Source organism: Paenibacillus sp. FSL R7-0273, from assembly GCF_000758625.1.
GTDB lineage: Bacteria > Bacillota > Bacilli > Paenibacillales > Paenibacillaceae > Paenibacillus_AQ.
In genome coordinates, this window is sequence record NZ_CP009283.1 from 5,611,158 (window position 1) to 5,625,410 (window position 14,253).

Annotated in this window: 9 protein-coding genes; 3 read left to right on the forward strand and 6 right to left on the reverse strand. The window is 51.6% G+C overall.

Annotated elements, in window-relative coordinates:
• Window positions 1-10: 10 nt before the first annotated feature.
• From R70723_RS24185 to R70723_RS34140, 3 genes are read right to left on the reverse strand one after another with little or no spacing between them, the layout of a single operon-like run.
• Window positions 11-1,189 (reverse strand): hypothetical protein, encoded by a 1,179-nt coding sequence (locus R70723_RS24185; RefSeq protein WP_039876204.1) that lies wholly within the window; start codon window positions 1,187-1,189, stop codon window positions 11-13.
• Window positions 1,186-1,587: an RNA polymerase sigma factor gene (locus R70723_RS31695; RefSeq protein ID WP_256704622.1), complete on the reverse strand. Its 402-nt coding sequence runs from the start codon at window positions 1,585-1,587 to the stop codon at window positions 1,186-1,188. Before R70723_RS31695 ends, R70723_RS24185 begins: the two co-directional genes overlap by 4 nt.
• Before the next feature lie 9 nt (window positions 1,588-1,596).
• Entirely contained in the window at window positions 1,597-1,746 is a 150-nt protein-coding gene (locus R70723_RS34140) for a PH domain-containing protein (RefSeq protein WP_231574776.1), read from the reverse strand.
• 214 nt (window positions 1,747-1,960) lie between these two features.
• Here R70723_RS34140 and R70723_RS24195 point away from each other — a divergent pair, with 214 nt between their 5' ends.
• The 3 genes from R70723_RS24195 to R70723_RS24205 are packed head-to-tail and all read left to right on the forward strand — an operon-like array spanning window position 1,961 to window position 6,488.
• Window positions 1,961-2,950 (forward strand): LacI family DNA-binding transcriptional regulator, encoded by a 990-nt coding sequence (locus R70723_RS24195; RefSeq protein ID WP_039876207.1) that lies wholly within the window; start codon window positions 1,961-1,963, stop codon window positions 2,948-2,950.
• Between the two features lie 42 nt (window positions 2,951-2,992).
• Window positions 2,993-4,744, forward strand: a complete 1,752-nt coding sequence (locus tag R70723_RS24200; RefSeq protein WP_039876210.1) for an ABC transporter ATP-binding protein — start codon at window positions 2,993-2,995, stop codon at window positions 4,742-4,744.
• Window positions 4,686-6,488, forward strand: coding sequence for an ABC transporter ATP-binding protein (locus tag R70723_RS24205; RefSeq protein WP_052421449.1), 1,803 nt, complete (start codon window positions 4,686-4,688; stop codon window positions 6,486-6,488). Before R70723_RS24200 ends, R70723_RS24205 begins: the two co-directional genes overlap by 59 nt.
• Before the next feature lie 99 nt (window positions 6,489-6,587).
• Here R70723_RS24205 and R70723_RS32320 read toward each other — a convergent pair whose 3' ends face one another.
• The 3 genes from R70723_RS32320 to R70723_RS24220 all read right to left on the reverse strand — a co-directional run bounded on the left by R70723_RS32320 (window position 6,588) and on the right by R70723_RS24220 (window position 14,143).
• Complete coding sequence (locus R70723_RS32320; protein ID WP_052421450.1) at window positions 6,588-11,699, reverse strand: S-layer homology domain-containing protein; 5,112 nt, start codon at window positions 11,697-11,699, stop codon at window positions 6,588-6,590.
• A gap of 195 nt (window positions 11,700-11,894) precedes the next feature.
• A complete protein-coding gene (locus R70723_RS24215; protein ID WP_039876213.1) occupies window positions 11,895-12,692 on the reverse strand; it encodes an alpha/beta hydrolase in 798 nt (265 codons plus the stop codon).
• A 98-nt stretch (window positions 12,693-12,790) separates the two neighbouring features.
• Window positions 12,791-14,143 carry an ABC transporter substrate-binding protein gene (locus R70723_RS24220; RefSeq protein WP_039876216.1) on the reverse strand — a complete coding sequence of 451 codons (1,353 nt, stop codon included), beginning with the start codon at window positions 14,141-14,143 and terminating at the stop codon, window positions 12,791-12,793.
• Window positions 14,144-14,253 lie beyond the last annotated feature (110 nt).

Genomic DNA, 14,253 nt, shown 5'->3' on the forward strand with positions numbered 1-14,253 from the left:
ATGAAATGAACTAAAGTTTTTTCTTTATTGTGGAGGCATCGATCTTCTCCCCGTATTCCTCATACCACCAGTCATAATACCACTGCTCACCGGTTGCAATACTGATATCCACTGTCCGTTTTTCACCGTTAACCTCATAATGAGCCACATAATACTCTTCCTCAGTAGTAATGGACAGCTCACCGTAATGCACTTTGGTTGGCCGCTTTTTCTTTTCTGTAGTAACTGTTTCCGGAAGCACATCACTCTTCCCGGTTGTTATATCGTACAGCTTGCTGTGCTGAATAAAACCGCCATTCCCGGCCTCTTTATAATCAACCAGCAGCAGCTCATTCCGATCCGGATCAGCAGCAATAAATGCATGATCAAGACTATAATCAGAGGAATTTAATGTAAAGAGATCAGACGGAGCTGTCACATCACCTGCAGAGGCTTTTTTGAGATCCAGGACAGATATTTTACCGGGACCTCGTGTTTTCACCTCACCGACCGTATAAGCTCCATTGGTAAATACCAGATAATCTCCCGCACTGAAAAGGTAGCCCAGAGCAAAATAAGTCTGTGCCCCGCCCGCATACAAAGGAAATGTATACAGTCTTTGGGCGGATTCTGCCGACAGCTCGGTATGCCCCTTAGGAGTCAGATAGAGAGTATAAGGCTCTGTATTCCGGGTGTATCCGGGTCTGAGATAATCAACCTTTGGCGGCGGCGGTGACCAGACAATCCCCAGCGGAGTATCCACTGCCTGTGCAGAGCTTTTATCCCTGTCCATGGGCAGTGACATCACATACTTCAATCCGCCGAGCTCAAAATTCACCTTGCTGTAGTATCCCGTTCTCTTCTGCGCAGCAGGTGAAGGAGAAGGGGCGGCCGGTACAGATGGCTGGACTGCAGCACCGCTTTTGTTGTTCCAAATGGCCTGCGGACCCTCACCGCTTTCTCTCCCGCCGCCCGCCAGCGGCCACATCAGCGCACCAACCAGCATAACCGCCGCTATACCAGCGATGCCAATACGTCTGCGTGAAGTAGCCTTCTCCGTCCCGGCACGCCGCTCAGCGGCAAGCTCAATCCGGGCCATCAGCTGCGGGGTAAATCCTTCTTCTGTGAACGGGCCTCGTCCGGCCTCACGGTACCATTCAGGCTTCGCCGTCATTACCTTCGTCTCATCCTCTGACAGTCTGTGCTTCATCGCTCATCCTCCTCCAGCGCTTTTCTCATTTTCTCCCTGGCCCGGGACAGCCGGGATTTCACAGTCCCTTCCGCTACACCGAGCAGCGCCGCCGTTTCTGAGGTGGACAGCCCCTGCTGTATCTCCAGCATCAGCACCTCCCTGTGCTTATCCGGCAGCTCCATAATCAGCTCCCAGATGCGGTTAACATACTGCTTGCTCAGCGCCTCTTTTTCGGCAGACCCTGCTTGTCCGGGAGACTGATTCTTCCCTAGCGGAATGAAGCGGTGCCAGAAGCTGTTTCGTCTCCAACTGAATGCAGTGTTGCGGGTAATGGTCAACAGCCAGGTTTTTAGTGTAGCGCTGCCCCGGTATTTGGCGATATTGCGGTGCGCCTTCAGGAACACCTCCTGGCTGATGTCATTCGCCTACTCCCGGCTGCCGCTCAAAAAATACGCATAATTCCATACATCCCGCCCGTAAGTCTCCATCATTTCCCGCAGCGTCATGGACGGCGCATAGGCTACGGCATACGGTAACTCTTCACTGTGCATATTCTCTCTCACCTCTTTGGTCAATAAGACTCTCCGGACTGCATTTGGTTCCCTCTATCTTCCAAAAATGATATTCAGCTCTTAAGCATCGAAAATAATTATGTATTTTAACTTAAAATAATAAATTTTTTACGTTGATTTTATCGTTTCCTTGCGTTGTATCCTGTGTAATACAGGAATATAATAACAGTAATCAGGCATAAGCTGCTGTGTTGTACAGCAACAACGGGGGATTCTTATGAAAAGCAAAAAGGTAACGCTGACCCAGATCGCAAAAGCGCTCGGGCTGTCTCCGGTGTCGGTCAGCAGAGCGCTGGCGGATCAGGGCGGCATCAGCGAGGAAATGAAGGCCAAGATTGTGGAAAAAGCGGCGCAGATGGGCTATATCCGGCCCCGCAAGGCAACTCCTCCGAAAATTCTGGTGCTTCACCAGAAGCCTTATCAGCATGACAACAGCAACTTCAGCTACAAGGTTCAAGGCATCGAAAAGGCGCTGCAGCAGGCCGACACGGATTACAGCATTGAATTTGTGGATAAGGAGCACCAGAACAGCCTGGCTTTGCCCTACCGTTTAAGTAAAGGCTACAAGTTCGACGGGGTTATTTTTATCGGGCGGTTTAACAGTGACTATATTTCCTTTATTCATAAGCAGATTCCGGCGCTGATTCTGTATGTCGGTTACTCACCGGCCTATGATTACGACAGTGTGTGGTTCAGCTTCCTGCATGCCGGCTACAAGCAGTGCCAGTATCTGATCGGCCGCGGGCACCGCGCAATCGGCTTTGTTGGGAATCTTAGCGCCTACCGTAACAAGGAAAAGAAAACAGGCATCACCTCCGCACTGGAGGAGCATGGGCTGCCGGCTGACGGGGCGCTTTTTTGGGAGCGTGATGAGGCGCTTGGGAGCAGGCTGTCCGGACTGATTGCCGAAGGCGGGCTGCCGACCGCTTTTATCTGTGAGCATGATTTCACGGCTGTAGAGCTGATCCGCCTACTGCAGGAGCGCGGAATCAAGGTACCCGAGCACGTTTCCATTCTCAGCAGCGGCAACACGGAGATATCCGCTCTTTCAACCCCTCCGCTTACTACAATGGATCTGAATATCGGTTACTCCTGTCAGAGAGTGGTAGCCACATTGCTCAGCCGGATTGCCGACCCGCAGAAGCCTGCGGAGAATATTGCTGTGCTTAGCACTTTTGTGGAAAGAGAATCCGTAAGGAGCATCTGATTCCTATATAGGCAGGTGTATTTTCAAAAGGTGGGATGTTAAATGCAATCCTCTATTTTGCTGCGTTTTTTCAAAGCCCGCAAGACTGATTATTTGATCGGGTTTTCTTTTATGTTCGCCGCTTCCTTTATTCAGACGCTGTTTCCCAAGGTGCTGGGCCGTGCGGTTGATCTGATGAAGGTCAGCGGCTTTGACACCAGACAGGTGCAGCTTCAGGTGCTGTGGATGGTGCTGATTGCCGCAGGCGTGTTCACCTGCACTTTTTTATGGAGAAATATCATCATCAAAAGCGCACGCAACCTCGAATGTTACCTGCGTGAGGAGCTGGTACGGCACTATCTGAAGCTCTCTCCCTCTTTTTATAACAGCCGCAGGACAGGCGACCTGATCGCTTATGCCATCAATGATATTTCTGCGGTACGGATGACGTTCGGTCCGGCTACGGCGATGTCGTTCAACGGCATTGTAATCTGCTGCTCCTCCATTTACTTCATGTTCGCTACAGTTGATCCCCGTCTTACGCTGGCTACACTTGCCCCTTTGCCTTTTATCATTGTAATTATGCTGTTCAGCAGCCGTAAGGTGCAGACCCGGTTCAGAGTGGTCCAGCAGCAGTTCGGCGCCGTGTCCGGTAAGGTTCAGGAGAATATCTCCGGTATCCGTGTTATCAAAGCTTATGTGCAGGAGCGTTCGGAGATGGAGCGCTTCAGCGGGCTGAGCAGCAAGATGAAACAGGCCAATCTGGATCTGATCCGTGTCTCTGCCGCGCTGCCGGCGATGATCGAATTCGGTTTTGCGGTCTGTTTTGTTATAAATCTGGTGTACGGCAGCCGTCTGGTCATGCGCGGGGATATCAGTGTCGGGGATTTCGTCGCTTTTAACGGGTATTTGAGCCTGATCATCAGCCCCATCGTGTCCATCGGCAAAATCGTTACTACCATTCAGCGCGGCATAGCCTCTCTGGGCAGATTGTATGAGGTGCTGCGGGTGCAGCCTGACATTAAGGATAAGCCGCAGGCGGTTCACATTCAGCCTAAAGGTGAGGTGCAGCTGCGCAATCTGACCTTCCGCTACAATGGCTCGGATACGCCTGCCCTGCGCAACATCACACTCAACCTCCCTAAGGGACACAGTCTGGGCATCATCGGCCGTACCGGCTCAGGTAAAAGCACCCTGGCCTCGCTGCTCTTCCGCTTCTACAATGTAGAGCCCGGGCAGATCCGCCTGGACGGCAGGGATATCAACGATTACAGGGTTGAGGCGCTGCGCGGAGGAATGGGCTATGTGCCGCAGGACAGCTTTGTTTTTGCCGCTACGGTTAAGGATAACATCACCTTTTTCAAGGATAGCTATAGTGATGCTCAGGTCCGGCAGGCGGCTGAATCCGCACTGATTGCGGACAGTATTAATGGTTTTCCTGACGGCTATGATACGGTTCTCGGGGAACGCGGCGTCAATCTGTCCGGCGGACAAAAGCAGCGGCTGGCCATCGCCCGCGCCCTGGTCAGTGATCCGGCCATTCTGATTCTGGATGATGCGCTGTCGGCAGTGGACAGCGTGACGGAAGGGCAGATTCTGGCGAACCTCAAGCAGGTCCGGGCAGGCCAAACTAACATTCTAATCTCGCACCGCATCTCGTCGATTAAGGAAGCCGATGAGATTATCGTGCTCGACAAAGGGATTATCGCCGAACGCGGGACGCATGAACAGCTGATTGTGAAAGGAGGCCTGTACTTTGATATCTACACCGAACAGCATGAAGAAGGAGATCACTCCGCGCCCCAAAAAGCCTGAATCAGGCGCAGCTAAGCTGCTTCTGCGGCTATCCGCTCCTTATAAATTCCAGCTCCTCCTGGCCTGTGTCTGCGTCATTATTGTCAATGCAGCTTTTCTCGTCCAGCCGCTGCTGCTGCAGCGGGTCATCGACCATTTTCTGATCGGCGGTGCGGCGGAGCATGGTCTTGACTCTATTCTCGGCCTGGCTTTGCTGTATCTGCTGGTGTCGGCCGCGGGCTCCGGCTTTGCCTACCTGCAGGCGCTGATTGTGGCCAAAGCCGGACAGAGCCTGATCCATGATCTGCGGGTCAGGGTGTTCGGGATTATCGAGCGGCTGCCGCTGTCCTTTCTGGACCGGACCTCGTCCGGCCGGCTTATTACCCGGGCGACGAATGACACCGCCGAGGTCAGTGACCTGTATACCGATGTCATCATTTCACTCGTTAAAGATGTCCTGCTGCTGATCGGCATTATCTACGCCATGCTGATGCTTAGCCCGCAGCTAACGCTTGTTTCTTTTACCGTTATTCCGGTGATCGTGTTCCTGGTCTTATTTATCAAAAACAAAATTAAAAAGAACTTCTTCCACATGAAGCATTACATCGGCCAGATTAACGGCTTTATTGCCGAGAGCGTTGCAGGAATGCGGGTTATTCAGATCTTCCGTGCGGAAAAAGAGAAGGAGGAGCAGTTCCTGAAGCTGAACGGGGATTACTTCAGGACCACGCTGATCCAGGTGCGGCTCAATAGCATCCTGAAGCCCGCATCGGATATGTTCCAGAGTCTGGCGATTGCCATCCTCGTCTGGTTCAGTGTCGGCCAAATCTCCGGCGGTGTGCTGCAAATCGGTGTACTGTATGCGTTCACGACCTATATCAGGCAGTTTTTCGCCCCGATTTCTGATCTGGCGGACAAATATACCTCCATTCAATCAGCGCTGGTATCTACGGAGCGTATCGATGAGCTGATCCGCGAGGAGGAACGGCTGGAGCAGCCGGAGAGCGGAGTCGCTGTAGAGCGGCTGGACGGCACGATTGAGTTCCGCCAGGTCTGGTTTGCGTACAAGGATACCGACTGGGTGCTGAAGGACGTGAGTTTTGTGATCCGCAAAGGGCAGACAGCCGCATTCATCGGCGAGACCGGTGCGGGCAAGACAACCATCATCAGTCTGATTAACGGCTTTTACCAGGTGCAAAAGGGAGAAATCCTCATCGACGGCGTCAATGTAAATGATATGCGGCTGGATGATCTGCGGCGGAACATTTCCGTCGTGCTGCAGGATGTCTTCCTGTTCTCCGGTACGATCCGCGATAATATTACGCTGGGCGATGAGATTGCGGAGGAAACTGTGCAGTATGCTCTAGAGGCCTCCTGCGCCATTGAATTCGTACAGGAATATCCGGATGGCATCGACGAGCCGGTTACCGAGCGGGGAGGGACATTGTCTGCCGGACAGCGTCAGCTGATCTCCTTCGCCAGGGCGATTGCCCAGGATCCGGCGATCTTCGTGCTGGATGAGGCTACCGCAAACATCGATACCCGCACGGAAAAGCTGATCCAGCAGGCCATCGACAACGTGGCCCGCGAGCGCACCACGCTGATCATCGCCCACCGGCTGTCCACCATCGCCGGTGCGGACCTGATCATCGCGATGAAGGACGGGCAGGTCGCCGAATCCGGCCCGCCCCGGCGGCTGCTGGAGCGGGAAGGCTATTATTCCCGGCTGCTGAGGGAGAGCCGGGCGCATGTGGTTAGCTCTTGAGCTTTTTATTCCCGTGAAAAAGGGGTGTCCCAAGCCATCATACGACGGCTTGGGACACCCCTTTTTGCTCTTCTATATTTCCTTGTTACAGCCCCTGGCTTACTGGAGCCGGCTATAGATATTGTACAGTAGCACTGCCGCTTCTGCACGGCTGGCGGTTCCTTCAGGGTTGATCATTCCGTTATTCCCCTGAATCCAGCCCGCCTCCAGCATGCGGTTCACCGCATCAGCGGCATAGTCTGCCACTGCATCGAGATCCCGGATGCCTCTATCAGGACGGCTGCTGAGAGATGCAGCTTGGATTCCGGCAGCTGTCAAGGCCCTGTCAGCCATGACAATCATCTCCTGCCTTGTAATAGGCGCAGCTGGTGCAAAGCTTCCATCTGCACGGCCGCCGGCAATCCCCAAGGCCTGTGCCGCTGATACGGCATCATAGTAATAGCTGTCCGGCTGTACATCCGGGTAGCCTGCTGATCCTGACTCCGTGCTCTCGAGCCCCAGAGCACAGAGCAGCATAAGCAGATAATCGGCTCTGCTTATCTGGACGGACGGCGCGAAGGAATCCGCTGAAACACCGTTCAATATACCTTGGGCCGCCAGTATTCCTACTGGCTTATATGCCCAGTGGGAGGGTCCCAGATCGGCAAAGGAATAGCGGTTCATTGCAACCGCGTAAATGCTGAAATGACGGGTACTAAACGTCACAGCTGCGGTGGCAGGATCATATTTCGCCCGGGTTACCGGATGGCTTACGCCTTTTTCATCAATATGCCATACCGCCAAATATTCCGTATTCAGTATTTCTGCAGCCGACGGCTCATAAGGAATGCTGACCTGAACCGGTGCAGTATTCTGCTGCCAGCTTGCTTCCTTACCGCTGATACTGAGCGAAAGCTCAACAGCAGGTCTTGCCCCTACCGCTTTGATAATGCCAGAAGACTGGCCGGCAAGATCCGCCTTGGCAATCTTCAGCACAGCTGTTTCTCCCGGCTTAGCCTGCTCCCCGCTCAGCACTCCGCCGGGGAAAATAACCGTGCCGAATGCTGTCCGGATCTCCAGCGTCTGGCCTTCAGCTGCAGAACCCAGCGCTGCGGCAGGCAGCGAAATAATATAGCTTGCTGCACCATTGACCGGATTCACCGTTACTGTTACCCGCTTGCTTTTATCACCTTTGGCCGCTGCAAGCGCAAGCGCTTCCTTCAGTGCAGCCTCAGTTACAGCAGCCTCTACCGCTCCCTCACTGTTTGCTGTTTGCGCTGCCAGGATCAGAGTGCCGCTGCCGGCTGTTACTGCAGGCAGCGCTGCACTTGTACTGCCAGTCCCTCCAGGAATGGCAACCGGGTCTTTCCCGGGATCTGTTCCCGGGTCCGTTCCAGGATTTGTCCCCGGATCCGTACCTGGGTCCGTTCCTGGATCCGTTCCTGGATCTGTTCCCGGATCCGTACCTCCCCCGCTGGTTGTATCAACAATTTCAATTTCTGCAACCGCATCCTTCCCCTGATTAAAATCAAAGGCCAGCGTCAGCACGCCCAGCGGCTGCTTAAGCAGATAATCTGTTTCAATACCGTATACATTGCCTGTAACACTGTAATCTGCTCCGCTGAGTTCTGTCTCACCGTTGCGGATAGCCGTCAGCGTATTGCCGTTCCACTCGATTGCAAATTCAACCGCCTTGCGGTTCATCGGATTTCTATCAAACACTGTCTTCAGCGGGCTGATTACAGCGTCTGTAATCTCAGGCTCTCCCGGTTCCGGCACATAGGTTCCTTCCCAGTTCACCGTGATGGTATAAGTCCTATAGTCTGTACCATCTGCTGAAGACGTGCTTACAGTAATTTCACTAACACTGTCTTTAAGCTGAATCTCTTCGGAGGCACTGCCGTATGCAACCACTTTGCCGTTCACGCGGACCTCAGTGTCAGGCGCTCCGGCCAGCGGAGTCACGATCAGTCCGTATACACTATCCTGAACAGTCAGCGTATAGCTGTCTTTATTGAAGGCGAAGGCTGGCGATAATAGTAATTCTTCCCCTTTACCGCCTGCAACCATCAGCTTCTGCACAGTAGAGTCTGTTTCGGCAGGCTCGCGGTTGATTAGTACGTTTACCGTTTTTGTCGTAACACCGTCTTCGGCAGTAATAACTACCGGAATGGTGTTATCGCCTGAGGCGAGCATAATCTTGTCTGTCGGTTGTCCGCTTAATGCCGGCACACCGTTAATGGTCATCGAAGAAATATTTGGGCTGCTGGCTGTTGCGGTCAGCTTGACAGAATCCATAAAATACGGAATTTCCAGACTGTAGCTGTCCCCTCTCTTGATCATTGTCCCCAGGTCCGCCTGCACGTCGTTAATTCCTGCATCATTGCGTTCATAAGGAATGCCCTGATAGATCTGCACATTATCAATATGCAGCGTTCCTCTGTGTGCGCTGTTAGCATAGTATTCGATTCGTCCGATATCAGAGATTTTATTGCGGAAATCCGCCTGCTCCAGGATCAACTCATCATTAACATAAAGATCGTATTTTCCCGAGCCTGTGTTCATAACAATCCGCAGATTGTACCATCTATTCGTCTCATATGCCATCAGATTGGTGGATGAACCGCCCTTGTAAGCGACAATCTGGCCTTTGGAAAATGCGATCGCAACACCGATGTTAGTACTGGCCGTACCTTCACTGCTATAAATGTACGGCAAGCTGAACCAGTTCGTGCTGCCTGCATTATCAAGCTTTAATACATCAGCAGACAGTGTAACTACACCCTTCAAAGCTCCCGGCGCAAAGGTCCGGAACAAGGAGGTGCTGCCGTTGCTGCTGGTACGGGTAAGCTTGATGCTTTTGTCAGCGGTACTTGGCAGCTCGGAAGCTCCGGCGCTTCCCCCGCTCGTTGACACATTCCAAGGTGCAGCCGGCGGAGCACCCGCCTCCAGCTCATTGAAATCGGTCCCGCTGAACAGCGCAGCCTGCTTGTTCACTACATAAAGATCAGGGATTACGGAAACATGGGCCGGCTCTACTGTGATGCCGGATACACTTGCCGGTCTGTAGTCTTCTTTTACAGCGGAAACGATATAATTCTCTCCAAGCTCAACTACAGGGAAGGTATATACACCGTCAGTATCAGTTATCGTTGTCCCGATTACATCCCCATCTCTGCTCAATGTAACTGTGGTATCCGGAGCCGCCGTCAAATGACCATCCAATACTTTACCAGTAATGGATCCGGCAGCCGCATTGGAGGTCATCCGGAGATCAAGGGTAGCTACATTTCCGGCTGCAACAGTGAACAGACCTGTCTGTGCATCCTCGTAGCCGTTCTTTACCGCTTTCAGGTTGATGCTGCTGCCTACAGCAACATCCTTAATGAAATAATAGCCGGCGCTGTCTGTCACGGCTTGAATAGCACTGCCTTCTGAATCGGTGATGGCAATACCGGCCATTCCGCTGCCGATACTGTTCGTAACCCGGCCAGCAATGCTGGTCGTTGTCGCCGAAGCCTCGTAATATTCAAACGCTCCGCGCTCAGCTGCCCCATTGTACAGATCTTTTCCGGCAAAATCCTTGATCTCCTCCGCGTTCTCTCCCAGGACAGCTACTCCGCGGTTGATCAGCCTGGATTCCGGCTGCAGCTGGTATCTGCTTAAATCCAGCTGGGGACCGGATTCTTCAGAACCGAATGTCCCCCTGCCTGGGTTGACCAGCAGAGGATTGCCAATAAGCGCGTTGGCATCACCTGAAGGAGGAGCCAGCGTACCGGACACGGAATAATAACTGTTGCTGTCATAATTCAATGTCGGGCTTTCAGGAAAAGCCTTAACCTCTTTTGTTGTATAGAAAATATTATTTTTGATGTTATAGGTAGAATCCAGATACTTTCCCTGGGCAACTACCAGATAACTGCTAACTTCGTTATAAATCGTATTATTGTAAATATCGGCAACGGCTCTTTTATCCGAATGCAAGTAGATTGGATACTTCTTGTTGTTCTCCAGCACATTATAACGGATTGTAGTGCTTCCGAAGCTGAACTGGCAGACCAGAATACCGTCGCCGTTATCATGAATATAGTTGTATTGAATCAGAATATTTGTCGTCGAATTGTCCGGATCGATCCCGCTGGAATCCGCTCCGCCGGCTTTTTTGGACGTTTCGAACACCTCGTTGTACTGAACGACAATATCATCGGCATGATTCAGCTCAATCCCCACTGTGCCGGTTGCCTGTACCACGTTGTTCTCGATAAGTGCGCCTCTCGTGCCGGTCACGTAAATTCCGTTGCAGCCAAACTCCGTATCCCTTTGTGTAATATAGTTTCCACGGATAATGATGTTCGTATGAGGGGTAAAAATCGGGTCCGACTCATTCACACGCTTACCCCAGCCCGTCAGTGTAATTTGGCTGGCATTATCCCCGCCGTTATCACCTTGATACTGCTTAAAGGTAATTCCGCCGAACGAAGTGTTTTTAATTGTGGAATTCTCAATAATGACATCATTGAATACAGTGGCGCGCACCGGGTTCTTCGGATCCGCAACTGTTGTATCAAATACAATCCCGCCGGTTTTCTTGGAGCCGTCCCAGCCCGTCTTGAACCGGATCCCCGGATCCGGATTTTCCTGTACCTTCCCGCTGATCCAGGCAATTTCCCCTGACACGTCGTGAACATCCACATTACTTATACGGATATAGTTCAGTGTTCCGGCATCATATCCGGTGACATGAATCCCGCGGTAATCGCCCAGCGACTCTGCAAAGGTGCCTGTTACGGGAGTCGTATTGGAAACATCCAGATTACGGATTTCCCAGTACTGCTGATTGGTTAAGGTAACTGCATCGGCGTATTGCCCGTTTGCCTTAATCTTCGGCTTATCTCCGCTGCTGTAACGGTCGATAATGATCGGGTTCCCCTCTGTACCGGAGCCCTGCGGAGCCAGAGTCTGGTTATTCCATACGCTTCCGGATTTAAGCAGAATACGGTCTCCCGGCTTAAATACGGTGCTGTTTACTTTTCCCATCGTTTTCCAGGGACTGCTCTCCGCAGTACCTGTGTTACCGTCGTTTCCTGCAGTATGATCCACATAATAAATTTTGCCTGAAGCCGAACTGGCTGCCTCCACCTGTGCCACTCCCGGATACAGCCCGAACAGCATGACCGTAATGATCAGCACGGACAGCCACGAATTGCTTTTCCTTAACATGCTTGCTTTCATCTCATCTAACCTCCTCATATGATGTAAAACACCTCAAAAGAAAGCGTCATCATGGATACTGTGACCATTATAATGGACTTACAGCTCACGCAATGAGAGAGAATTGAATCCGATTCTTTCACTTTACAACACCTATTTTCCCTGTATATAAAATCCAATCAAAAAAAGAGCCCCGGTGTTCTATAGTGAAAGCTTTTACTCTGAAAGAACACCGATCCGCTTAAGCCATGCGGCACAGAGTCTGGGCCAGGCTCTTGCTTCTGCATGCTCTTGGGCGAGCCCCAGGCCATGATTGCCGGTCATAAAGGAATGAAGCTCAAACGGGACACCATTTCGGGCCATCGCTCCGGCAAATTTCAGCGTATGCACCACTCCAATACTGCCGTCATCTGTAGTTTGCCAAATAAAGGCCGGGGGTGTATCCGGTGTCACCTGAAGCTCGCTGGACAATAGCTTGACGCTTTCCAGAGAGGGATTGTCTCCAAGCAGATAGCCGCGGGAACGCACATGCCCAGTGTCCCCAAGATTAATCACCGGGTAGCACAGTATCATAAAATCAGGACGGCTCGACATCTGCTCTGTCTTATCCTCCGCCCCGCTTTCGCCCAGGTCAAAATGTGTGCCAGCTGTAGATGCCAAATGTCCGCCGGCAGAAAAACCCAGCACGCCTACCCGCTGCGGATCAATCCCCAAAGATGCAGCCTGCTGCCGGACATGGCGGATTGCCCGCTGCACATCCAGCATCGGAGCAGGATGACGGTAGGGCGCCACACGGTAATCCAGCACAAACGCCGTTATTCCCAGTTCATTTAGCCAACGGGCTACAGGCTCTCCTTCATGGGCTGCACGCTCACAGTACGCTCCTCCGGGCAAAACTATCACTGCCGCATGTGGTCCTCCGTTTTCCTGCATATAGACATGTAAGACCGGACGGTCCACGGCTCCCTCCCCCATTGAAAGCGGGGCTCCCTCAGGCCATAATTCAATTTTCATAAGCTGCAGTACCTCTTTTCTATTATTTTTATCTTTGCAATGCGTACAAGAATAGAAGAAAACCGGCCTGCATGCAGCCGGCCGGCTCCTGATTTCTATTATTTGCTTGCTTCGACTGCATATTGCTCAGCCAGCTTCGTCAGCTCTTCGTAAGCCTCTTCCGGTGTAGACTGCTCGAACTGCAGCTTCTCTACAATGGATTTATAGTCATTTTTGAAGCTTCCCCAGCCCTGAGGATCATTGATGAACTTTTGTGCATCAGGTGTTACTTTGTTCAGGAAATCAAGGGAGGTTTTATCTGATTCACTAAAGGTTGGTGTCAGCGTTTCAACTACTTTGGAGTTGATCGGCATCCCGCGGGTCAGTCCCAGTATGGTGCCTGCTTCCTCGTTGTTCACGAACCAGTCAACAAATTTCACTGCTTCTGCCTGATGTGCCGATTGAGCATTTACACTCCAGAACATCCCAGGCTTCAGCCAGCCACCTGCCTCGGAGCCATATGGCATGGAAGCAAACTCATAGGTATCCGGTTTAAGTGAATCAATAGAGCCAACCAGATTAGAGAAGGAGTGACGCGCGATGGCAGTTCCGTTGACTACGCTGTCCAGCTGCGGATCCAGCTCTTTGTCGGTTGTTGTAATATCTGCCGGAGTGAGAATCCCCTTATCCCGCAGCTCATTCATTTTGGTCATGAAGCCAACCCAAGTATCTTTATCGATGCTAAGCTTACCTTGGTCATCAAAAATATAGCCTTTGCCCATACTGTATTGATAGGCTGTATAGTCTACCAAATCGGCACTCTGGTCTGCATACACATACTTATCTTCACCAAGCTTAGCTTTGGCAGCTTCACCAAAGGCGAAGTAGTCATCCCAGGTCCATCCAAAGGTTGGCGCTTCAAGGCCCAGCTTATCAACAACTGTTTTGTCGTATACCATACCAAGTGCTGCCACGCCAAGCGGCATAGCATACTGGGTATTGTTCACTTTACCGCCGTCCAGATTGACAGGCTCAATGCTATCAACATTTACATCCTTCAGATCTGCCAGCAGCCCTCTGCCTGCATAGTCATTCAGATAAGCGGCATCCATTTGGATAATATCAGGAGCACTTTTGGCAGAGAATTGTACAGCTAGCTTATCGAAATAACCGTCCCATCCCGAAAATTGAGTTTCAAAGGTTACATTCGGATTTAGCTCCTTATATTTGTCAAGCGCTTTCAAAGTTGCATCATGTCTAGCCTGGGAACCCCACCATACGATAGAGAGCGTCACCTTCTCACCGGTTCCTGCTGCCGGCGCAGTTGTAGCAGCCGCGGCTGTTTCAGGTGCGTTGGTTACCTCTGCCTTATTATTCGGTGCACTGTTATTGCTGTTTCCACAAGCTGTGGTCATTGCTACGGCCATCGTTAAAGCGATTGCAAGAAAGCTCTTTCTACCTTTTTTTCGCATGTTCATTTCCCCCTTCTGTCAGCTTAGCCAACATTTATAGCTTGATAGTATCATTCGCTCCATTCATCGTATAGAAGAGTAATGAACACAAATCTTTCAGAATCCATCAC